This window comes from Croceibacterium mercuriale, from assembly GCF_000802385.1.
In the GTDB taxonomy this organism is placed as follows: domain Bacteria; phylum Pseudomonadota; class Alphaproteobacteria; order Sphingomonadales; family Sphingomonadaceae; genus Croceibacterium; species Croceibacterium mercuriale.
The window spans coordinates 218594-240603 of the sequence record NZ_JTDN01000002.1 but is presented as its reverse complement, the minus strand read 5'-3'; the positions used below and the strand labels follow the sequence as shown (position 1 = coordinate 240603).

Annotated in this window: 23 protein-coding genes and 1 tRNA gene; 16 read left to right on the top strand and 8 right to left on the bottom strand. The window is 68.0% G+C overall.

Annotation, left to right across the window (positions count from 1 at the left end; all coding sequences use genetic code 11):
- Positions 1-124: 124 nt before the first annotated feature.
- Positions 125-580, top strand: coding sequence for a DUF805 domain-containing protein (locus tag PK98_RS10750; protein WP_326998664.1), 456 nt, complete (start codon positions 125-127; stop codon positions 578-580).
- A 4-nt stretch (positions 581-584) separates the two neighbouring features.
- On the opposite strand, the gene PK98_RS10745 is transcribed toward PK98_RS10750, so the two are convergent.
- From PK98_RS10745 to PK98_RS10735, 3 genes are read right to left on the bottom strand one after another with little or no spacing between them, the layout of a single operon-like run.
- Complete coding sequence (locus PK98_RS10745; RefSeq protein ID WP_039096925.1) at positions 585-1460, bottom strand: amidohydrolase family protein; 876 nt, start codon at positions 1458-1460, stop codon at positions 585-587.
- Complete coding sequence (locus PK98_RS10740) at positions 1453-2493, bottom strand: 4-oxalomesaconate tautomerase (protein WP_039097570.1); 1041 nt, start codon at positions 2491-2493, stop codon at positions 1453-1455. Before PK98_RS10740 ends, PK98_RS10745 begins: the two co-directional genes overlap by 8 nt.
- Before the next feature lie 23 nt (positions 2494-2516).
- Positions 2517-3191, bottom strand: coding sequence for a 4-carboxy-4-hydroxy-2-oxoadipate aldolase/oxaloacetate decarboxylase (locus tag PK98_RS10735; RefSeq protein ID WP_039096923.1), 675 nt, complete (start codon positions 3189-3191; stop codon positions 2517-2519).
- A gap of 139 nt (positions 3192-3330) precedes the next feature.
- Between PK98_RS10735 and PK98_RS10730 the strand changes: the two genes are divergently transcribed.
- From PK98_RS10730 to PK98_RS17500, 9 genes are read left to right on the top strand one after another with little or no spacing between them, the layout of a single operon-like run.
- Positions 3331-4164 (top strand): DUF1932 domain-containing protein, encoded by an 834-nt coding sequence (locus PK98_RS10730; RefSeq protein ID WP_039096921.1) that lies wholly within the window; start codon positions 3331-3333, stop codon positions 4162-4164.
- Complete coding sequence (locus tag PK98_RS10725) at positions 4161-5186, top strand: amidohydrolase family protein (protein WP_039096920.1); 1026 nt, start codon at positions 4161-4163, stop codon at positions 5184-5186. The genes PK98_RS10730 and PK98_RS10725 overlap by 4 nt, the downstream gene beginning before the upstream one ends.
- The gene (locus PK98_RS10720) at positions 5183-5488 is read left to right on the top strand and encodes a DUF2218 domain-containing protein (RefSeq protein WP_052208541.1); all 306 of its coding nucleotides are present in this window, start codon (positions 5183-5185) and stop codon (positions 5486-5488) included. The genes PK98_RS10725 and PK98_RS10720 overlap by 4 nt, the downstream gene beginning before the upstream one ends.
- Positions 5485-5901: a protocatechuate 4,5-dioxygenase subunit alpha gene (ligA, locus tag PK98_RS10715; protein ID WP_039096918.1), complete on the top strand. Its 417-nt coding sequence runs from the start codon at positions 5485-5487 to the stop codon at positions 5899-5901. The genes PK98_RS10720 and ligA overlap by 4 nt, the downstream gene beginning before the upstream one ends.
- Before the next feature lie 3 nt (positions 5902-5904).
- Positions 5905-6780 (top strand): class III extradiol dioxygenase subunit beta, encoded by an 876-nt coding sequence (locus tag PK98_RS10710; RefSeq protein WP_039096915.1) that lies wholly within the window; start codon positions 5905-5907, stop codon positions 6778-6780.
- A 34-nt stretch (positions 6781-6814) separates the two neighbouring features.
- Positions 6815-7771, top strand: coding sequence for a Gfo/Idh/MocA family oxidoreductase (locus tag PK98_RS10705; protein WP_039096914.1), 957 nt, complete (start codon positions 6815-6817; stop codon positions 7769-7771).
- Positions 7762-8772 (top strand): aldo/keto reductase, encoded by a 1011-nt coding sequence (locus PK98_RS10700; protein WP_039096913.1) that lies wholly within the window; start codon positions 7762-7764, stop codon positions 8770-8772. The genes PK98_RS10705 and PK98_RS10700 overlap by 10 nt, the downstream gene beginning before the upstream one ends.
- Before the next feature lie 50 nt (positions 8773-8822).
- Complete coding sequence (locus PK98_RS17070; protein ID WP_161792433.1) at positions 8823-8990, top strand: GFA family protein; 168 nt, start codon at positions 8823-8825, stop codon at positions 8988-8990.
- A gap of 41 nt (positions 8991-9031) precedes the next feature.
- Entirely contained in the window at positions 9032-9166 is a 135-nt protein-coding gene (locus PK98_RS17500) for a hypothetical protein (protein ID WP_268745946.1), read from the top strand.
- A 29-nt stretch (positions 9167-9195) separates the two neighbouring features.
- Here PK98_RS17500 and PK98_RS10690 read toward each other — a convergent pair whose 3' ends face one another.
- A complete protein-coding gene (locus PK98_RS10690) occupies positions 9196-10050 on the bottom strand; it encodes a dienelactone hydrolase family protein (protein ID WP_039096911.1) in 855 nt (284 codons plus the stop codon).
- 148 nt (positions 10051-10198) lie between these two features.
- Between PK98_RS10690 and typA the strand changes: the two genes are divergently transcribed.
- The 3 genes from typA to PK98_RS10675 all read left to right on the top strand — a co-directional run bounded on the left by typA (position 10199) and on the right by PK98_RS10675 (position 13566).
- Positions 10199-12010, top strand: a complete 1812-nt coding sequence (gene typA, locus PK98_RS10685) for a translational GTPase TypA (protein ID WP_039096909.1) — start codon at positions 10199-10201, stop codon at positions 12008-12010.
- Between the two features lie 87 nt (positions 12011-12097).
- A complete protein-coding gene (locus PK98_RS10680; protein ID WP_039096908.1) occupies positions 12098-13087 on the top strand; it encodes an SPFH domain-containing protein in 990 nt (329 codons plus the stop codon).
- Positions 13087-13566: an NfeD family protein gene (locus PK98_RS10675; RefSeq protein ID WP_039096907.1), complete on the top strand. Its 480-nt coding sequence runs from the start codon at positions 13087-13089 to the stop codon at positions 13564-13566. The genes PK98_RS10680 and PK98_RS10675 overlap by 1 nt, the downstream gene beginning before the upstream one ends.
- Here PK98_RS10675 and PK98_RS10670 read toward each other — a convergent pair whose 3' ends face one another.
- The gene (locus tag PK98_RS10670) at positions 13567-14550 is read right to left on the bottom strand and encodes an NAD-dependent epimerase/dehydratase family protein (protein WP_326998663.1); all 984 of its coding nucleotides are present in this window, start codon (positions 14548-14550) and stop codon (positions 13567-13569) included.
- A gap of 143 nt (positions 14551-14693) precedes the next feature.
- On the opposite strand from PK98_RS10670, the gene PK98_RS10665 reads away from it, so the two are divergent.
- The 3 genes from PK98_RS10665 (at position 14694) to PK98_RS10655 (ending at position 18963) form a co-directional block, all read left to right on the top strand.
- Positions 14694-14780: transfer RNA gene (locus PK98_RS10665), tRNA-Leu, on the top strand.
- A 227-nt stretch (positions 14781-15007) separates the two neighbouring features.
- Positions 15008-17143, top strand: coding sequence for a TonB-dependent siderophore receptor (locus PK98_RS10660; protein WP_039096905.1), 2136 nt, complete (start codon positions 15008-15010; stop codon positions 17141-17143).
- Between the two features lie 11 nt (positions 17144-17154).
- Positions 17155-18963, top strand: a complete 1809-nt coding sequence (locus PK98_RS10655) for a M14 family metallopeptidase (RefSeq protein ID WP_200885046.1) — start codon at positions 17155-17157, stop codon at positions 18961-18963.
- Between the two features lie 10 nt (positions 18964-18973).
- Here the strand turns inward: PK98_RS10655 and PK98_RS10650 are convergent, their stop codons facing one another.
- From PK98_RS10650 to PK98_RS10640, 3 genes are read right to left on the bottom strand one after another with little or no spacing between them, the layout of a single operon-like run.
- Entirely contained in the window at positions 18974-19639 is a 666-nt protein-coding gene (locus PK98_RS10650; protein WP_081996199.1) for an alpha/beta fold hydrolase, read from the bottom strand.
- Positions 19636-20691 carry an AbrB family transcriptional regulator gene (locus tag PK98_RS10645; protein WP_152608685.1) on the bottom strand — a complete coding sequence of 352 codons (1056 nt, stop codon included), beginning with the start codon at positions 20689-20691 and terminating at the stop codon, positions 19636-19638. Before PK98_RS10645 ends, PK98_RS10650 begins: the two co-directional genes overlap by 4 nt.
- A 9-nt stretch (positions 20692-20700) precedes the next feature.
- Positions 20701-22002, bottom strand: coding sequence for a CitMHS family transporter (locus PK98_RS10640; protein WP_039096900.1), 1302 nt, complete (start codon positions 22000-22002; stop codon positions 20701-20703).
- Positions 22003-22010 lie beyond the last annotated feature (8 nt).

The following is a 22010-nucleotide window of genomic DNA, read 5'->3' as shown; positions in this document are numbered from 1 at the left end:
TTCCGCATTGTATGCCGTCAGACAGACCGGACCTGCCACACCGGGGATCGGCATTGCCGCGAACGGGCCTTCCCCTTACGCTGTTGTACAGTCCTGGCCTGTGACCAGGATCACAAAGGGGGGAATGTCTATGCTCGATTACATGGTGCTGCCGTTCAAACGCTATGCCCAGTTCACCGGCCGGGCGCGGCGGATGGAGTTCTGGTCGTTCGCGTTGCTGATCACGATCGTCAACACGGTACTGCTCGGCATCATGTTCGCCAGCACGCCGGGGCTGTTCGACACTGCCACGCCGGAAGATCCGTTCGCCATGTACGGGGCGATGTTCAGCGGCGTGGGCGTGCTGATCCTGCTGTGGTTCCTGGCCACCTTCATCCCGTCGATCGCCGTATCCGTGCGGCGCCTGCACGACCGGAACATGAGCGGCTGGTGGTATCTGGGCTTCGTGGTCGCGTCGCTGATCCCGTTCGTCGGCCTGATCGCCAGCATCGCCATGCTGGTGATCATGTTCCTGCCCGGCACCCCGGGCGAAAACCGTTTCGGCCCCGACCCGAAGCTGGACGTGGCGGCAGCGTACTGACCGGTCAGACCTCCTCCGCCCAGTAAAGCCGGCGGGGGTTGTCGACCAGCAGCTTGCGCTGCAGCTGCTCCGTCGGAGCGATGCGCGGGATCATGTCGGTCAGGTGGCCATCATCGGGCACCGCATCCTGCATGTTGGGGTGCGGCCAGTCCGTGCCCCAGATGCAGCGGTCGGGATACTCTTCCACCAGCGGGCGCACGGCCGCGGCGAAGGCATCCCACGGGTCGCCGGACGGGTCGAGCCGATCGGGGCAGGTGGGCTTGAAGTGGATGTCCGGCCGGCTGTCCAGCAGGCGGCGGAAGGCCAGCAAGTCCGGTCCGTCAGGGCCTTGGGTCACATCCGGCCGGCCCATGTGATCGACCACGATCGGCACGGGGATCGCATCCATGAACGGGCGCAGCTCTTCCAGGATGTCGGCCTCGAAATAGATCACCACGTGCCAGCCGGCGGGCAGGCGGCTGGCGACCTCCAGGAACCGGTCCTTGGGCGCATTGTCGACCAGCCGCTTGAGGAAGTTGAAGCGGATGCCGCGCATGCCGCCCGCGTGCAGCGCCGCCAGTTCCTCCGCGCCGATCGCCGGATCGACCACCGCCACGCCGCGCGCCATGCCGTCGGAGCGCGCGATGGCGTCCAGCGTGGCGGCATTGTCGGTTCCATGGCAGCTGGCCTGCACGATCACGTTGCGGGAGAAGCCAAGGTGATCGCGCAGGGCGAACAGCATCTCCGGCCCGGCATCTTCGGGCAGGTACTTGGCCTTGGGGCTGAACGGGAACCGGTCCTGCGGGCCGAACACATGGCAGTGCGCGTCCACTGCGCCGGGGGGCGGGGTGAAGCGCGGCTTGCCCGGGCTGGGGTGCCAGCTGGTGATGCGGTCAGACATAGACGGTTCCATCCATCAGCTTGCGCGCGGTGCGCAGCAGGGCCGCGCTGGCGACGGCGCCATCCGCGTCCAGTTCCAGCACGCAGGTCATCTCGCCCGTCGGGTGTTCGACGGAGAGCGTCTTCTTGGTGCCGTCCGGAATGCTGGCGACCTCCGCTGCGGGCGAGCCGTCCAGCAGGCAGGCGGTGGCAATGGTCACCGCGCCCAGCACGCCGATCGTGGCATGGGCCCGCTTGGGGATGAAGCTGCGCACGGTCATCGCACCGCCATGCTGTGGCGGGGCGACCAGCATCATCTTGGGCACCGACTTGTCCGCCACAGCCCCGAGGTTCATCCGCTCGCCCGCGGCCAGCCGGATCGCCTCGATCTTCTCGCGCAGCGGCTGCATGGCGTCGGACTCCAGCTCCTCGCGGCTCTCGGTGCCGGTGGCGCCCACATCCTCCGCCTTGAACACGATGCAGGGCATGCCGTTATCGATCAGGGTGCAGGGCACGCCCTCGATCACGTCCACCACATTGCCGGTCGGCAACAGCGCGCCGCAGCTGGAACCGGCCGTGTCGCGGAACTCCAGCGGGACCGGCGCATGGCTGCCGGGTACGCCGTCGATCCGTGCATCGCCGGCATAGGTCACCGTTCCGCCGGGTGTCTGCACGGTGGCGATGGCCGTCTGGCCGGTATTCTCCATGTGGATCGCCACCCGCGTCTCGTTGCCGGCAGCCGCAACCAGCCTGCGCTCGATAGCGAAGGGGCCGACGCCGGCCAGCATGTTGCCGCAGTTCTGCTGGTCGCTGACGAGCGCCTGATCCACGAACACCTGCAGGAACAGGTAATCGACATCCACGCCTTCACGCTCCGAAGCAGCGACCACCGCGACCTTGCTGGTCAGCGGGTCCGCGCCGCCCATGCCATCGATCTGCCGCGCATCGGGGCTGCCCATCACCCGCAGCAGGAAGGCGTCGCGCGCCGCCGGATCGGCGGGCAGGTCCTCCGCCAGGAAGAACGCGCCCTTGGACGTGCCGCCGCGCATCCACATGACGGGTGCCTCGCGCTGCACGGTCAGATCCACTTCAGGCCCATGTCGGTCAGTTTCTGGCGGAAGCCGTACATGTCCAGGCCCAGCTCGCCCCCGGCCAGCCGCTGGCGCTTGGCCCCTTCGTTCGCCTCGCGCGCCTGCGCGGCCTTCAGCACCTCGGGCGCATCTTCCCGCCGGACGACGCAGACGCCGTCATCGTCGGCCACGATCACGTCGCCCGCGCGGATGAAGGCGCCGGCGCAGACCACGTCCACGTTCACGCTGCCCAGCGATGCCTTGATCGTCCCTTGCGCGAAGACCCGCTTGGCCCAGACGGGGAAGCCCATTTCGGTCAGGTCGCGCACGTCGCGGATGCCGGCGTCGATGATCAGCCCGCGCACGCCGCGGGCCTGCGCGCTGGTCGCCAGCAGGTCGCCGAAATAGCCGTCCTCGCACGGGGAGGTGGGCGCGATCACCAGCACGTCACCGTCGCGGCACTGCTCGATCGCGGCATGGACCATGTAATTGTCGCCCGGCGGCACGGAGATGGTGACGGCCGACGCACCGATGCGCGCACCGGCATAGATCGGCCGCATGTAGCTGGCGAGCAGGCCGGTGCGTCCTTGCGACTCATGCACGGTGGCGACACCGCAGGCGCCCAGTGCGGCGACGATTTCGGCATCTGCACGTTGGATGTTCTGGACGACGACACCTGCCATGGGCGACTCTCCTGCCTTTATGTTCGCGCCTGGCGGGGTGGACCCGGGCAGGTCGCCCCGTCAAGCCATCTTTGCTATATGATATTGCAATAACTTGTAAGCACTGCCCGCATCCGATAAACGCCCGAGCAAGAGGATCATGAGTCTGACGGCAACCAACCCACCGCGCATTGCGCTGATCGGCTTCGGCGAGGCCGGATCGCGCTTTGCCCGCGCTGGCAGCTGGGCGGGCCATGCGCATGGCTGGGATATGCTGCCCGGGCGACGGGCGCTGATGCAGCCGCTGGGCGTGACACCGGCGCCGGATGCAGCCGCCGCGCTGGCCGGGGCGGAGATCGTGCTGTCCCTGGTCACCGCGGACAGTGCGCTGCCTGCAGCCCAGGACTATGCCGCGCTGCTGCCCGCCGGGGCGCTGTGGTGCGACATGAATTCGGTCGCGCCCGGCACCAAGCGGGCCGCCGCTGCTGCGGTCGAGGCTGCTGGCGGGCGTTACGTCGATGTGGCGGTGATGGCGCCCGTGGGGCAGGACTTGGCCGTGCCGCTGCTGCTGGCCGGAGCGGCGGCGGAGGCGGCCGACGCAGGGCTGGCCGCACTGGGCTTCACCCGGCGGCAGGTTGTCGGGGCGGAGATCGGCCGGGCATCGGCCATCAAGATGATCCGCTCCGTGATGGTGAAGGGGCTGGAGGCGCTGAGTCATGAATGCGCCGCCGCGGCCGATGCCGCGGGCGTGTTCACCGAGGTGATGGCATCACTCGATGCGTCGGAGAAGGCGCTGTCCTGGACGGAGCGGGTGGCGTATAATCGCGAACGGATGGCCACCCACGGCTTGCGCCGGGCGGCGGAGATGGAAGAAGCCACCCGCACCCTGGACGCATTGGGAGTGGAGCCGGTGATGACGCGCGGGACCGTGCTTTCGCAACGCCGCGCCGCAACGACAGACACCAGAACAGAAGAGGGGGGATCGGCCGCATGACACTGATCATCGACTGCCACGGCCACTATACCGTCCTGCCCAAGGGGCACGACCAGTGGCGCGAGGCGCAGGTCGCCGCTTTCAAGGAGGGGAGCGCTCCGCCGCCATACCCCGCGATCAGCGATGACGAGGTGCGCCAGACGATCGAGGACAACCAGCTGCGCCTGATCAGGGAGCGCGGTGCGGACCTGACCATCTTCTCCCCCCGCGCCAGCGCCATGGCGCATCATGTGGGCGACCAGCGGGTCAGCGCCGCTTGGGCGCGGCATTGCAACGATCTCATCTGGCGCGTGACGCAGCTTTACCCGGATACGTTCACCGGCGTGTGCATGCTGCCGCAGAGCCCACAGGCGGATCTGGCGGAGTCGGTCACCGAACTGCGCCGCTGCGTCACGGAACTGGGCTTCATCGGCTGCAACCTGAACCCCGATCCCGGTGGCGGGCACTTCACCCATCCACCGCTGACGGACCCGTACTGGTTCCCGATCTACGAGGCGATGGTGGAGCTGGACGTGCCGGCGATGATCCACGTGTCCGGCAGCTGCAACCCGGCGATGCATGCCACCGGCGGGTTCTACATCGCCGCGGACACGGTCGCCTTCATGCAACTGCTGCAGGGGGACCTGTTCAGCCGCTTCCCGACCCTGCGCTTCATCATCCCGCATGGCGGCGGCGCCGTGCCGTTCCACTGGGGCCGCTATCGCGGGCTGGCGGACATGCTGAAGCAGCCGACGCTGGACCAGCACCTGATGAACAACGTGTTCTTCGACACCTGCGTCTACCACCAGCCGGGCATCGACCTGCTGGCCAAGGTGATCGAGAGCAAGAACATCCTGTTCGGCAGCGAGATGGTCGGCGCGGTGCGCGGCATCGACCCGGAGACGGGGCAGTATTTCGACGACACCAAGCGCTACGTCGATGCGCTCGACATCACGGCGGAGCAGCGTCACGCGATCTTCGAAGGCAATGCTCGCCGGGTGTTCCCGCGGCTGGATGCGCAATTGCAGGCGCGCGGATTGTGACGGGCGTCACCGCCACCGGCTTCGCACCGTGCGAACAGCCCGCCCGCTACCTGCAGCAGCTGGTCAAGCACTGGAGCCACAAGATGGCCGCCAGCTGGGATGCGGACGGGCAGACCGCCGCATTTCCGTTCGGCGAGCACGACAATGCCGTGATGCATGCGCAACCCGCCGGCATTGCCATTACCCTGGTCACGCCCGATGAAAGCCGCAACGAACAGCTGCGCGGCGTGATCGAGCGGCATCTCGACCGCTTCGCCTTCCGCGAGGCGCCGCTCAGCTATGTTTGGGAGAACAAGCCATGACACAGACCATGCCGCGCGATGTGGCCGCCTACCTCGCCGAGTTCGACGACATCCCCGGCACCCGCGTCTATACCGCGCGCCGGGCGCGGCAGGGATACCACCTGAACCAGTTCGCCATGAGCCTGATGAAGGAAGACAACCGCGCACGCTTCCTGGCGGACCAGCGCGCCTATCTGGACGAATGGCAGCTGTCGGACGAGATCAAGGATGCGGTGATCGCACGCGATTACAATTTGCTGCTGGACCTGGGCGGCAACATCTATTTCCTGGCCAAGCTGTTCTCCACCGACAAGCTGAGTTTCCAGGATGCGGTCAGCACCATGACCGGCATGACCAAGGACGAATATTTCGCGATGATGGTCGGCGGCGGGCGCTCGCCCCATGGCAACCGCTCGATCAAGGGAGGGTACTGAACCATGGCACGCATCACCCACGGGCTGAGCACCAGCCATATCCCCGCAATCGGCGCGATGGTCGATCAGGGCCGGACCGACGAACCCTACTGGCAGCCGATCTTCGAAGGGTACCAGTGGACCAAGGACTATGTCGCGCAGGAGAAGCCCGACGTGGTGATCCTGGTCTATAACGACCACGCATCCGCCTTCGACATGAAGTTCATTCCCACCTTCGCCATCGGCTGCTCCGACGAGTTCAGGCCGGCGGACGAGGGCTGGGGTCCGCGCCCGGTGCCGCCGGTGCCCGGGCATCCGGACCTGGCCTGGCACATCGCGCAAAGCTGCATCCTGGACGAGTTCGACATCACCATCATCAACGAGATGGAGGTCGATCACGGCCTGACCGTGCCGATGGACGTGTTCTTCGACAGCAAGGACAACAAGACGCCGGCACAATGGCCGGTCAAGGTCGTGCCGGTGGCGGTCAACGTCGTCACCTATCCCCCGCCATCGGGCAATCGCTGCTGGATGCTGGGCGAGGCGATCGCGCGGGCGGTGGAAAGCTACCCGGAGGATCTGAACGTCCATATCTGGGGTACCGGCGGCATGAGCCACCAGCTGCAGGGTCCGCGCGCCGGGCTGATCAACAAGGAATGGGACCAGCGTTTCCTGGACCTGATGACCAGCGATCCGCAGAAGCTGCGCACGATCGAGCATATCGAATATCTGCGCGAGACCGGGTCCGAAGGGATCGAGATGGTCATGTGGCTGATCATGCGCGGCGCGTTGCAGGGCAAGGTGACGGAACTGCACCGCCATTATCATGTGCCCTGTTCCAACACGGCGCTGGGCCACATCGTGCTGAAGAACGAGGTCGCGGAAACGGTCGTCGCCTGACCCGTTGCCCACGAAACTTACAGGAGTTCCCCCCATGCGTATCGCCCTGATCGGCGCCGGTGCCTTTGGCGAAAAGCATCTCGACGGCCTCCGGAAAATCGACGGGGTGGAGATCGCCTCCGTCATCAGCCGCCGGGCCGAGCAGGCGGCGGAGGTCGCCGCGAAGTATGGCGCGCCCCATTCCGGCACCGAGCTCGGCGAGGCGCTGGCCTTGCCGGACGTCGACGCGGTGATCCTGTGCACGCCCACCCAGATGCACGCCGAACAGGCGATCCAGTGCATGGAGGCGGGCAAGCATGTGCAGGTGGAAATCCCGCTGTCCGACAGCTGGGGCGATGCGCAGGCCGTGGCGGACAAGGCGCAGGCGACCGGCCGCGTCTGCATGGTCGGCCACACCCGCCGCTTCAATCCCAGCCATCAGTACGTGCACAACCGCATCGTGGCAGGCGAGTTCGCCGTGCAGCAGATGGATGTGCAGACCTATTTCTTCCGTCGCAAGAACATGAACGCCAAGGGCGAGGCGCGCAGCTGGACCGACCACCTGCTGTGGCACCATGCGGCGCACACGATCGACCTGTTCGCCTATCAGGCGGGCCGCATCGTCGCCGCCAATGCGATCCAGGGGCCGAAGCACCCGGAACTGGGCATCGCGATGGACATGTCGATCCAGCTGAAGAGCGAAACCGGCGCGATCTGCACCCTGTCGCTGTCGTTCAACAATGACGGGCCGCTGGGCACCTTCTTCCGCTACATCGGCGACAGCGCCACCTACATCGCCCGCTACGACGACCTGGTGACCGGGCGCGAGGAACCGGTGGACCTGGCCGGCGTGGCGGTCAGCAACAATGGCATCGAGCTGCAGGACCGCGAATTCGTGGCCGCGATCCGCGAAGGGCGCGAGCCGAACAGCTCGGTCGCGCAGGTGCTGGATTGCTACCGCGTGATCGGCGAACTGGCGCAGCAGCTGGAAGCGCAGGACGGATGGTCGTGATCCGTTTGCTGGCGGGGCGCCAGGTCCATCCGATCGGGCTGGGCTGCATGAACCTGTCCTGGGCGTATGGCACGCCACCGGCGGAGGAGGACAAGGTCCGCCTGCTGAACCGCGCGCTGGACCTGGGCTGCAACCACCTCGACACGGCCAACATCTACGGCAAGGGCACCAACGAGGAGTTGCTGGCCCGTGCGCTTAAGGCCCGGCGTGGCGAGTTCCTGCTGGCGAGCAAGACCGGCATCGTGGTCGAAGGGGCCAATCGCGGGATCGACTGCCGCCCGGCGGCCATGCACCAGTCCATCGAGGACAGCCTGGCACGGTTGCAGACCGACCATATCGACCTGTTCTACATGCACCGGTTCGATCGCAAGGTGCCGGTTGCCGACATGGTCGGCGCGCTGGCGGAAGCGATCGCCGCCGGCAAGATCGGCGCTTATGGCGTATCCGAATGGAGCGCAGCGCATGTCCGCGAGGCGCATGCCGTGCACCCGATGGCCGCGGTGCAGACCGAATATTCGCTGTGGACCCGCAATGTCGAACTGGGGGTCAAGGATGCCTGCACGGAGCTCGGCATCGCGCTGGTCGCCTTCAGCCCGCTGGGCCGCGGGGCGTTTGGCGCGGAACTGGCCGATCCCTCCACGCTCGAGGACGGCGACCTGCGCCGGTCGATGCCGCGCTTCTCGGCGGAGAACTGGCCGGAGAACTTGCGCCTGATCCGGGGCTTGGCGGCGCTGGCGCAGGAGGCGGGCCTCACACCCGCACAGCTGGCGCTGCGTTGGGTACTGCAGCAGGGCGAGCATGTGCATGCGATCCCCGGCACCACCAGCATCGCCCACCTGGAGCAGAACCACGCCGCCGCGACGATCGCCGTGGCGGAGGAGATCGTGACGGAGGCGGGGGTGCTCATCAGCCAGCTGACCGTGCGCGGGCACCGGTATCATGACGCGATCCGGGGCACGATCGACACGGAAGAGTTTCCGGCGGAGACGGACGCTGGCTGACAGGAGCGGCTGACGGCCACCTGGGTCGCGCAGGTCACGGGAGAGCGGGCATGTTCGAAGGCAGCTGTCATTGCGAAAGGGTGCGGTTCCAGGCGCCGACGCCCGAACAGGTCACCCGGTGCAACTGCACCTATTGCGACCGAGTCGGGGCCCGGTGGGCCTATTGCCCGCCCGACCAGTTCACGTTGCTGGGCACCGGGCGCGACCTGATCACCTAGCACCGACCGATGGCGCGCATTTCAGCTGTGCCACCTGCGGCATGGTCACGCATGGCCGCTCGCCCGACCATGAGCAGCCCGATGTCGAGAAGATGAGCTACAACGTCCGGATGAACGTCGATTTCGATCGTGATGCGATCACCATCATCGACGTGGACGGCCGCCACCAATGGTGAGCGGCAGGCGCTGACCTGCCGCCGCCCGGTCACAGCGCCCGTTCGTACAGCGCCAGCAGCGCGGTCCAGGCGCGTTCCGCCTCCGCTTCCGCGTAGGCCGGGCTGTCGGCCACGGTCCAGCCATGGTCGCCGGCGAACACCTCCACGATCGCCGGACGCCCGGCAGCCTGCGCTGCCTGCCGCAGCGTGTCCTTGTCGCCGGGCGCCTTGGCATCGTCATCCTGCGCGATCGCGATGAGGAACTGCGCCTGCGTGTCGTCCAGCACCGCATGCGGGCTGGTTGGCGCATCGGTGACCAGACCGCCGCCATGGAAGCTGGCCGCTGCCTTCACCCGCGTCGGCGCTGCGGCGGCGGTCCACACCGTGTATGGGCCACCCATGCAATAGCCCTGCGTGCCGATGCCAGCGTTCGTGTCGACCTGCGGCTGCCCGTCGAGCCATGCGACCACATCGCGCGCGGTGCGCGTCACGCCGGCGGCATCGTTCTTCGCCCGCCATGGCGCCACGGTGGCGAAGCCGGCCTCCATGATCGCGGCAAAATCGGCGAATTGCGGGGCGGGCCGGTCCCGGAAATAGGGGTTCAGCACCAGCACGGCGAAGCCCTGCGTCGCCAGCCGCCGGGCCATCATCTCGAATACCGGGCGCAGGCCTGCGATATCGGGCCACAGGATCACCGCCGGGTGACGACCGTCGCGCGGGTGGACCCAGAACGCATCCATCGTCGCGCCGTCGGCGGGAAAGGTCACCTTGCGCTCCGCCAGGCCGGCCGCCGCGCCCGCATTTGGGGTGGCGCAGGCCGCCAGGGCGCCAAGGCCGGCAAACGCGCCGAACTGCCGCCGGCTGAGACCGGCGCGCATCGTCGTCACATGATCCTGCTCGCACATCGTATCAAACTCCTGCTGGGCCTCTACCGTGTCCTAGCGGCATCGGCGCGGGCGGCAAAGGAGCGGCATGACAGCGCGCCCCTTGTTGCAACGCGTCATCGCGGCTAAGGGCGCGGCGATCCATTCTCTTCCGAAAGCCTTACGCACCATGTCCCTGCGCAACGTGGCGATCATCGCCCACGTCGACCACGGCAAGACAACTCTTGTCGACCAGCTGTTCCGCCAGTCCGGCACCTTCCGCGAGAATCAGCGCGTGGAAGAACGGGCCATGGATTCGAACGACCTGGAAAAGGAACGCGGGATCACCATCCTGGCGAAGCCGACCTCCATCGAGTGGCGCAACCACCGCATCAACATCGTCGACACCCCGGGTCACGCCGATTTCGGCGCCGAGGTGGAGCGCATCCTGTCCATGGTGGATGGCGTGATCCTGCTGGTGGACGCGGCCGAAGGGCCGATGCCGCAGACCAAGTTCGTCACCGGCAAGGCGCTGGGCCTGGGCCTGAAGCCGATCGTGGTGGTCAACAAGATCGACCGCTCCGACGCCCGCGCGACCGAGGTGCTGGACGAGGTGTTCGACCTGTTCGTGACGCTGGATGCCAATGACGAGCAGCTCGACTTCCCTGTGCTCTACGCCTCCGGCCGCAACGGCTATGCCGGCGTGAGCGAGGACGTGCGCGAGGGCGACCTGGTGCCGCTGTTCGAGAAGATCGTGAGCCACGTGCCCGCGCCCGACCTGGACGAGGACGGTGCCTTCGCCATGCTGGCGACCCTGCTGGACCGCGACCCGTTCCTGGGCCGCATCCTGACCGGCCGCGTGGAAAGCGGCCGCCTGGAAGTCGGCATGCCGATCAAGGCGCTGGACGTGTTCGGCAAGCAGGTCGAGACCGGCCGTGCGACCAAGATCTTCTCCTATGAAGGCCTGGACCGCGTGCCCGTGCTGCATGCCAAGGCGGGCGACATCGTCGCCATTGCCGGCCTGACCGTGGCGACCGTGTCCAACACGCTGTGCGATCCGACCGTCTCCGTGCCGGTCCATGCGCAGCCGATCGATCCGCCGACGCTGTCCATGAGCTTCGCCGTGAACGACAGCCCCTATGCGGGCCGCGAGGGTGACAAGGTGCAGAGCCGCGTGATTCGCGACCGGCTGGAGCGTGAGGCGGAAACCAACGTCGCCATCCGCCTGACCGAGAGCGCCGAGAAGGACGCCTTCGAGGTGGCCGGCCGCGGCGAGCTGCAGCTGGGCGTGCTGATCGAGAACATGCGCCGCGAAGGGTTCGAGCTGTCGATCAGCCGTCCGCGCGTGCTGTTCAAGGGCGAGGGCGCCAACCGCGAGGAGCCGTACGAGACCGTCGTGATCGACGTGGACGAGGAGTTCAGCGGCACGGTTGTCGAGAAGATGGCGGCCCGCAAGGGCGAGATGACCGACATGCGCCCGTCCGGCGCCGGCAAGACGCGCATCACCTTCTCCGCCCCCAGCCGCGGCCTGATCGGCTATCACGGCGAATTCCTGTCCGACACGCGCGGCACCGGGATCATGAACCGGCTGTTCGAGAAGTACGGGCCCTACAAGGGTCCGATCAGCGGCCGCCAGAACGGCGTGCTGATCTCCATGGAGCAGGGTGAGGCCGTACCCTACGCGCTGAACGCCCTGGAAGAACGCGGCGTGCTGTTCATCAACCCGGGTGAGAAGCTGTACGAAGGCATGATCATCGGCGAGAATGCGAAGCCGCAGGATCTGGAGGTGAACCCCCTCAAGTCCAAGCAGCTGACCAACTTCCGGTCGACCGGCAAGGACGATGCCGTCCGCCTGACGCCGCCGCGCAAGATGACGCTGGAGCAGGCCATCGCCTACATCCAGGATGACGAGCTGGTGGAAGTGACGCCGCAGAGCGTGCGCCTGCGCAAGCGCTACCTCGACCCGAACCAGCGCAAGCGGGCGTCCCGCTCGGGCAACTGACCTGTCGGCAGGCGGGGGCGTGTTTCGCTTCCCCCGCCTGCCCGCCCTCGCTACCATCCCGCCAGACGGGAAAGGAAGAGGGCCGGAATGCTGTACGTAGTTCTCGCCGCGCTGGTCGCGGTCCTGCTGATCTTCCTGGCGATGGGCGTGCGCGTCGTGCGCCAAGGCCATGTCTACACGGTCGAGCGGCTGGGCAAGTTCACCCTGGCCGCCGAGCCCGGCCTTCATCTGATCATCCCGTTTGTCGATCGCATCGGGTACAAGATCAACGTGATGGAACAGGTGCTCGACATTCCGGGCCAGGAAATCATCACCCGTGACAACGCGATGGTCGGCGTCGATGCCGTGGTGTTCTTCCAGGTGCTGGACGCAGCCAAGGCCGCCTACGAGGTGCGCGGCGTCAATCTTGCCATCATGGCCATCGTCACCACCAACCTGCGCACCGTGATGGGCTCCATGGACCTGGACGAGACTCTCTCCAGACGGGACGAGATCAATGCCCGGCTGCTGTCTGTGGTGGACCATGCGACCAGCCCCTGGGGCGTGAAGATCACCCGCGTCGAGATCAAGGACATCCGCCCGCCGATCGACATCAGCGAAGCCATGGCCCGGCAGATGAAGGCCGAGCGGCTGAAGCGCGCCGAAATCCTGGAGGCCGAGGGCGACCGCGCCAGCCGTATCCTGCGCGCCGAGGGCGAGAAGCAGTCCGCCATCCTGTCCGCCGAAGGCAAGCGCGAGGCCGCTTTCCGCCAGGCCGAGGCGCGCGAGCGCGGGGCCGAAGCGGAGGCGAACGCCACGCGGATGGTCTCCGACGCGATCGGCGAATCGGGTGCGCAGGCGATCAACTACTTCGTGGCGCAGGAATATACCCGCGCCATCGCCAAGTTTGCCGATTCGCCAAACGCCAAGACCATCCTGTTCCCGATCGAAGCGACGCAGCTGATGGGCACGCTGGGCGGCATCGGCGAGCTGGCGAAGGAGGTGCTTGGCAAGGATGCACCGCAAGGTGTGCAGCCCGGCGCACCCGTGCCGCCGCGCGCGGCCGCCGGCTCCGCCGTGCCGGTGGTGCGCGGCTGATGGATGGACTTGGCGGGATCGAGGCCCACTGGGCATGGATCACGCTGGGCCTGGTGCTGGCCGGCACGGAGATGCTGGTACCCGGCGTCTACCTGATCTGGCTGGCGCTGGCGGCCCTTGCCACGGGCGTGCTGACGGCGGTGGTGGAGCCAAGCCTGCCGGTGCAGATCATCGACTTCGTGGCGCTGTCGCTGATCGCCGTCTTCTCCGCCCGCCGGTTCCTGCAGAGCCGCCCGCTGGAAGGCCCCGACCCGCTGCTCAATCGCCGGGGCATGCAGATGGTGGGGCAGAGCGCGCTGGTGGTGCAGGCGATCGCGCACGGGCAGGGCCGGGTGCGGCTGGGTGACGGCGAGTGGCTGGCCGAAGGGCCCGACATGGCGGAGGGGCAGCGTGTCCGCGTGGTCGCGACGCGCGGCACCGTGCTGCTGGTGGAGGCGCTGGCGCTGCCGGACGGGTCGGGCAGCGCCAGCGGGCTCTGATCAGCCGGCTTCGGTCTTGACCCCGAAGCGCCCCGCCTTGCGATAGCGCAGCATCCAGCGATCCAGGAACAGGCTGAGCGGGTGCGGGGTCACACCCAGTTCGCCGATCCCGGGCAGCGTGCCGCCGGCAACGCTGCCACGCTGCAGCAGCTTCCACTGATCGGGGCCCATCGGGCTGCCCGGCAGGCGGGCGAACAGGCCGGCCAGACCGTCCGGCACGGCCCAGAAGCGGCGATCACGCCCTTGCGCGGCGGCCAGGCGCCGATTGATCTCGCCCATGGTCACCACGTCTGGACCGGCCAGTTCGTAGGTCTTGCCGCCATGCGCCTGCGGATCGGCCAGCGCCGCCGTGATCGCGGCGGCGGCATCGTCCACCCACAGCGGTTGCAGCCGTGCATCGCTGCCGAACACCGGCAGGACCGGGAACTGGCTGATCAGGCGGGCGAACATGTTGATGAAATTGTCGTCTTCCCCGAACAGGACGGACGGACGCAGGATCGTGGCGTCGGGGAAGGCGGCCAGCACCTGCCGCTCGCCATCACCCTTCGTGCGGGCATAGGTGCTGTCGGACTGGGCATCAGCGCCGATCGCGGAGACATAGGTGAAGGCGGTGGCGCCCTGCTGCGCGGCATAGGCGGCAGCCATACCGGCGCCATCGGCCTGCAGTTCCTGCGCCTTGGCGCCGAACGTGCCGACCAGATAGACCACCATGTCCGCGCCCTGCAGCACGTTGGCGATGCTGTCGCGCTTCGTCACGTCGCAGCGGGCGAACTGCAGCTGCCCGAGACCCGCCAGCGGCTTCAGGTTGAAGGCCCCTTCCGGGCTGCGGCTCGCCACGCGCAGGCGCGCGCCGCGGCGCAGCAGATCTTGCGCCACATGGATGCCGAGGAAGCCGCCGCCGCCGATGAGCACCGCCAGGCGGTTTTCGAAAATGTCGTTCTGCGCCATGCCTGATCCATTGTTCGCGCCCGCGAAGGGCGCCACCAATCCGTACGGGTGCCATGCCGCAAGCCCTGCTTTGCTGCAAGCATGCAGGAAAGTTGATTTGGGGCGTTGACGGGCCTGTGAAGCGCGGCTAGTGCCCCCCTCCTACCCAGCGCCCCGGCAGCAATGACCGAGGCGCCCGTGCCCAGATGGCGGAATTGGTAGACGCACCAGCTTCAGGTGCTGGCGCTCGCAAGGGCGTGGAGGTTCGAGTCCTCTTCTGGGCACCATTCTTCTCTCCGCAAGGCGGCGAGGTTCCATAGCAAAGCATAAGTCGCGCAAGCGGCCGCCGCTGCGGCGGGCCAGCCGCACGGCACCGCCATCAGCCGGCTGGTGCGTGCAATGTTGCACCTGCACACGCTGCGGGTTGTCAGGTGACAATATACCATTATGAGGCCGGTTCTGCCGCGTGTCACGTGCGGCCCATGCTTCCACGCCTGATACCGGACACACCCTGATGCGCCTTTTTCGCCTGCTTCTCGCCAGTTCGCTCACCGTGCTGGCCGTCACGGCGCGGGCCGAGGACGGCGCGGCTGAGTCGCAGGAGACCGGCGCGTCGATCACCGTCACCGGCGTGCGGCAGGCCTATCGCGGCGATTTCGCCGTCAGCGAAATTCCGCAGAGCATCGGCGAGATCGAGGCGGAGACCCTGCAGGACAATTCGATCACCCGCCTGACCGATGCGCTGGATCTCAACGCATCCGTATCACGCCAGAACACGCTGGGCGGATTGTGGGATGCGTTCGCCGTGCGCGGCTTCGCCGGGGACGAGAACCTGCCGACCGGCTACCTCGTCAACGGTTTCAATGGCGGGCGCGGCTTTGGCGGACAGCGTGATTCGGCGGGCGTGCAGCGGATCGAGGTGCTGAAGGGTCCGGCCGCGGCGCTGCTGGGGCGGGGCGAGCCGGGCGGCACGGTCAATCTCGTCACCAAGCAGGCGGTGCTGGGCGATACCTTCGGCACGGCCGCCATCCAGGCGGGCAGCTTCGGGACCGGCCGCGTGGAAGCCGACGCCAATGTCGCGGTGACCGGCGACGTCACTGCGCGCCTGATCGGCTATTTCGAGGATGGCGGCAGTTTCCGCGACACGATCGCACAGGAACGCTGGGGCCTGCTGCCCTCCTTCGGCATCGGGCTGGGGTCCGCCACGCGCATCACCTATGATTTCGAATGGACCCGCGTGTCGCAGCCGTTCGACCGCGGCATCGTGGTGCTGGATGGCGACTTCGGAACTGTGCCGCGCAGCCGCTTCCTGGGCGAGCCAGGCGATGGCGACACGGTGGCGCGGGCGACCGGGCACCAGTTGCGGGTGCAGCACGATTTCAGCGACCGCTGGAGCCTGCTGATCGGCGGAAGCCACCGCGACACGCTGCTGACCGGCGCATCCTCCGACGCAGAGACCGTGGCATCGCGCCAGGCGATCTATCGCGATGGCCGCAGCCTGTCGCGCCAGCGGCGCACCCGCCGCTACGATTCGGAACAATCGGTCATCCGGGCCGAGATCACCGGCGATTTCGACACCGGCCCCCTGCGCCATCGCCTGCTGGTCGGGGCCGATCACGATGTGTTCACCAACGACCAGACGTTCAGCCGCTTCCGCCCGCCGCTCCTGTCGGGCAACCCCGGGGTGCAGGCCGGCAATATCATCGACATCCAGCAGCCGGCCTATGGCCGCTTCCCGCTGCCAGCCACGGCGATCATCACCGACCGGGTCGATACGCAGCGCTCCACCGGGCTGTTCGTCCAGGACCAGGTCAGCCTGACCGACCGGCTCCAGGTCCGCATCGGCGGTCGGTACGATGCCTATTCCCTGCGCACCGACAATGACGTCACCCGCACCAGCAGCGAGCGGCAGGACAGCCGCTTCAGCCCGCAGGCCGGCATTGTCTATCGCCTGGCGGATCCGGTCACGCTCTATGCCGCCTATGGCGAAGGCTTCCGCGCCAATATCGGCACCGATGCCGCGGGCGTGATCTTCGCGCCGGAAACCTCCCGTTCGATCGAGGCGGGCCTGAAGCTGACCGCGCTGGGCGGGGCGTTCTCCGGCACGCTGTCCGTGTTCCAGCTGGACAAGTCGAACGTGCTGGCGAGCGACGCGAACAATCCGGGTTTCTCGGTCGCGATCGGCAAGGCGCGCAGCCGCGGGGTGGAGCTGGACGTAACAGGCCGGCTGCCGGGCGATGTCGAACTGCTGCTGAGCTATGCCCATATCGATGCGGAGGCACGATCCAGCGTGCTGGACCCGAACTTCTCCTTCCAGGTGAATCCCGGCGATCCGCTGATCAACATCCCCGACCACACGGCCAACCTGCAGCTGGCGAAGGATTTCGCGCTCGCCGGGCGCGATGCGCGGATCGGCGGCGGAATGCAGTATGTGGGCGAGCGCGCGGGCGAGACGGGCACCGACTTCACCTTGCCCGATCATGCGCTGGCCCGCCTGTTCGCGCAGGTGGAGCCGGTCGACGGGATGACGCTGTACGGGACGGTCACGAACCTGTTCGACAAGCACTGGTACGCCAATTCCTACCACCCGCTGTGGGTTCAGCCGGGGGCGCCGCGGACGTTCACCGTCGGTGTGCGGGCCAGGTTCTGAACGGGATGACCATGCCTCTCCTCCGCCGCCCTGCGCTCCTCGCCGCGGCGCTGCTCGCCTCGTCCGGCGTCGCCGCGCAGGACGAGGCCGGCACGCTGCCTGCCACCGTGCTGCCGCCAGCGCCGGCATGGAGCGGGGCGAGCGAGGCGCTGATCGCGGCGTCCGGCGATCCGTGGATCACCCCGGCGGAGGCGACCGGCTTCACCACGACGTCGCGCTTTGCCGAGGTCGAGGCCTTCCTGCGGCGGCTGGATGCCGCGTCCCCGCTACTGACGCTGGGCAGCTATGGCCGCAGCGGCGAAGGGCGGGACCTGCTGATGGTGCGGGCCAGCACCGGCCCCGCCGCGCACGGCGCGACCAAGCCGGTTGTGCTGATCCAGGCAGGCATCCATGCGGGCGAGATCGACGGCAAGGATGCCGGGCTGATGCTGCTGCGGGACATTGCCGGCGGACGTGCGGCCGGGCTGCTGGATACGATCGACCTCGTGTTCGTGCCGATCTACAATCCCGACGGGCACGAGCTGATGAGCGGGTGGAACTTCCTGCACATCAACGGCCCGGTGGCGAAGGGGGCGGAGGCGAACGCCCGCAATCTCAATCTCAACCGCGACTATGCCAAGGCCGATGCGCCGGAAACGCGGGCAATGATCGGCCTGCTGCGGCGGCTGGATCCCATCCTGTATGTCGATGCGCATGTCAGCGCCGGGTTCGACATGGGGTACGACATCACCTTCACCTATGCCGGCTGGGGCACCTACGCCCGCCACCGCAACACGGCGGACTGGCTGCAGGACCGGTTCGGCCCGGCGGTGATGCGGGCACTGGAGGATGGGGGGCACCTGCCGATCATCTATCCCAGCCCGGTCGACACCAGGAACCCGCAGGCGGGCATCCGCTACAGCCCGGAAGGGCCGCGCTATTCCACCGGCTATGGCGACTTCATCTCGGTCCCGACCGTGCTGGTGGAGAACCATTCGCTGAAACCGTACCGCCAGCGCGTGCTGGGCACCCGCGTCCTGTTCGAGGCGGCCCTGCGGATCGCCGCGCGGGATGCGCCGCGCATCATCGCCGCCAAGGCCGCGGACCGCGCCAGCCGGCCTTCTCGGCTGCTGACCCGCTGGCGCCCGGCGGCCGAACCGATCGGCCATGTCGAGAACTTCCGCGGCGTCGCGTTCGACAGCTATGTCTCGCCGGCATCGGGGCGGGAGGAGCAGCGCTGGCTGGGGCGTCCGGTCACTTTCCGCATGCCGATCATCGGGCAGGAGGAGGTCGAGAGCGTGATCCTGCCGCGCGCCTGGTGGATACCGGCGGCCGAGACCCCCGTGATCGACCGGCTGCGGCTGCACGGCATCGCGTTCGAGGTGATCGACGCACCGCGCACCCTGCTGCTGGACCGGGTGACCTTGGTCGATCCGGTGCCGCAACCGGCCTATGAAGGACGTTTCCCCCTGCAGGCAACCATGCAGCACCGGCAGGGGCAGGAAGTGATGCCGGCCGGCTCAATCCGCGTGCCCTACGACCAGCCTAACGGGCTGCTTGCGGCCGCGCTGCTGGAGCCGGAGAGCAGCGACAGCTTCCTGGCCTGGGGCTTCTTCCCGCAATTGCTGACCCCGCCCAAGACCAGCGAGGACTTCGTGCTGGCACCGCTGGCCGACCGGCTGCTGGAGCGTGACCCCGGACTGCGCGCCGCGTTCGAGCGCCGGCTGGCGGCCGATCCCGCCTTTGCCGCCGATGGCGATGCGCGGCTGCACTGGATCATGGACAATGGCCCGCACGCCGATCCGTGGCATCACCTCTACCCCGTGCGGCGGGAGCCGTAGCCGACTGCTCTCAGGCCGGTGATGCCTTCAGCCAGTCGCGCAGCAGCATGGTCACCTCGCCGGGCCGCTCCATCGGCGGCAGGTGGCCGCAATGGCGCAGCAGGTGGAAGCGGGCACCGGGAATGCGCTCCGCCAGCTGGCGGGCATCTTCGGGCAGGCAGATGCGGTCGCGGTCGCCCACGGCCACCAGCGCCGGCACGCGCACCGCGTCGATCGCGGGGCCGATATCCGGCCGTTCCAGCAAGGCGCGCTGCTGCCGGGCGAACACGTCCGGTCCCACGCGCTCGGCCATGGCCTGCACCGGACCGCTGATGATCGAGGTCAGCGCCGGGTCGGCATGCGGCGCGGTGGCCAACGTGCCCTGTTCCGCCATGGTGCGCGGGCGGGACTGCATGCTGGCGCGCGTGCCGAACAGGGCAATGCGGGCGATCCGTTCGGGCGCCAGCCGGATCATCTCCAGCGCGACATAGCCACCCAGGCTGACGCCGGCGACGGCGAAGCGGGGCGGGGCATGGGCCAGCACCCGCTGCGCCATGCCCGCCAGCGTGTCGTCCACGCTCAGGTCGCCCAGCTGCGGATGGCTGAGATCGCCAAGGTCCAGCACTTGCCGCGACCATAGCTGCCCGTCACAGCCCAGCGCCGGCAGCAGGATCAGCGGGATACGGTTGATCATCATGGCAGGGGCTCCTTGGCGGTGGTTCGGAAGAAGATGGGCGCGGCGACCAGCACCATGATCACGCGCGCCAGATGGTGGATCACCACCACGCCGGGCTCCAGCGCCAGGCCCAGCGCCACCAGGCTCATTTCGGCAAGGCCGCCGGGCGAGTAGGCGAGCGCGAGCAGCGCTAGGTCGAGGCCGGTCAGGCGGGCGATGCCGGTGGCGAAGACGAAGGTCAGGCCCAGCAGGATGATCGTCGATCCTGCCGCCAGCGCCAGGATGCGGGCGAAGCTGCGCAGGTCCAGGCCGGCAAAGCGGCAGCCGATCGTGGCGCCGATCCCCACCTGCGCCGCCGCCAGCAGCCAGCCGGGCATGCGGAAGTCGGTCACGCCGGACATGTGCAAGGCCGCGCTCACCACCAGCGGCCCCAGCAGGTGCCAGGCCGGCAGGCGCAGCACGCGGCCGAGCAGCAGGCCGACGACGATGCTGCCGCCGCCCCACAGCAGCAGCGCCAGGTCGGCGGTCGCAGCTCCCGCTGTCGCGCTCGCCGCCGCGGCGGCGCCGGTGGTGGCGGGCGCGGCATGGAACAGGCGGATGATGAAGGGCAGGGTGAACACCACCAGGAAGATGCGCGCCCCATGGACCAGCCCAACGGTGCGCTCGTCCGCGCCCCGTTCGCCGCCCAGCAGCACCATTTCCGCCACGCCGCCCGGCATCCCGGCGAACCATGCGGTCGCCGGATCGAAGCCGGCCACGCGGCGGAACCAGGTCACGCACAGCAGCGCGGACACGGCCAGGAACAGTGGCAACATCAGCAGCGGCAGCCAGAACTGCTGCACCAGCGCGAACAGGCCGGGGTGGAACGTGCTGCCCAGCACCACGCCCACCACCGCCGCCATGGGCCGCCTTGTGGCGGAACTGGCGGCGACCGGCAGGCCCACGATGCTGGCGATGGCGCAGCCGGCCATCGACCCCAGCACCCATGGCAGCGGCGCATCTATCGCCAGGAACAGCGCGCCGCCGACCGCCCCGATGGCGAGGGCGAGGGCGAAACGCAGGGCAGGCTGCAGCATCTTCGGTCAGCCCGCGAACGGGAAGGCCAGCACCGCCATGCCCACCAGCGTCATCACCACGCAGACCAGCGTGGCCGGGATCAGCGTGAAGCGCTGATGGTCCGCCAGGTCGATCCCCGCCAGACTGACCAGCAGGTAGGTGGACGGCACCAGCGGGCTGAGCAGGTGGACCGGCTGGCCCATCAGGGATGCCCGCGCGATCGCCATCGGCGACACGCCGTAATGCGAACCCGCCTCCGCCAGGATCGGCAGCATTCCGAAGTAGAACGCGTCGTTGCTGATGAAGAAGGTGAAGGGCAGGCTCAGCGCCGCGGTGATCGGCGCCATGTATGGGCCCATGGCGGGCGGGATGAAGTCCACCACCTGCTGGCTCATCGCCTCCACCATGCCGGTACCGGACAGGATGCCGGTGAAGATGCCGGCGGCGAAGATCAGCGACACGACCGACAGCACGTTGCCGGCATGGGCCGCGATCCGCTCCTTCTGCTCCGCCACCTGCGGGTAGTTGATGATCATGGCGATGGCGAAGGCCAGCATCATCAGCACGGACAGCGGCATGATGCCGGACACCAGCCCTGCCAGCAGGGTGATGGTCAGCGTCGCGTTGACCCAGCGCAGGTGCGGGCGGCGTGCCTCGGGGAACTGCGATACGGCCATGCCGGTGAAGGTGGTCGGCTCGTTCGTCTTCACATGGCCCAGCCGGTGGCGTTCCTTGCGCCCGAACCACACGGCCAGGCCGATCAGGAAGGCGAGGCCGGCGATCATGCCGGGGATCAGCGGCAGGAACACGGTGGCCGGATCCAGCTCCAGCGCGCTGGCGGCACGGGCGGTCGGCCCGCCCCACGGCGTCAGGTTCATGATGCCGCTGGTGCTCATCAGCAGGCAGCACAGATACAGCCGGTTCATGTCGTACCGCTTGTACAGCGGCAGCAGCGCGGCGATCGTGATGATGTAGGTCGTCGACCCGTCACCATCCAGGCTGACCAGCGCGCACAGGACCACCGTGCCGATCAGGATCAGCAGCGGATCGCCATGCACCACCCGCAGCAGCCGGTTGACCAGCGGGTCGAACAGGCCGGTGTCGGTCATGATGGAAAAGAACAGGATGGCGAACAGCAGCATCACGCCCGTGGGCGCCAGGTTGCGGATCCCCTCGATCATCATGTCGCCGATGCCCGCGGCAAAGCCGGCGATCAGCGCGAAGATGGTGGGCACGACGATCAGCGCGACCAGCGGGGTCATCCGCTTGGTCATGATCAGCGTCATGAAGGTGGCCACCATCAGGAAGCCGTACAGGGCCAGGGTCATGGGTTGAG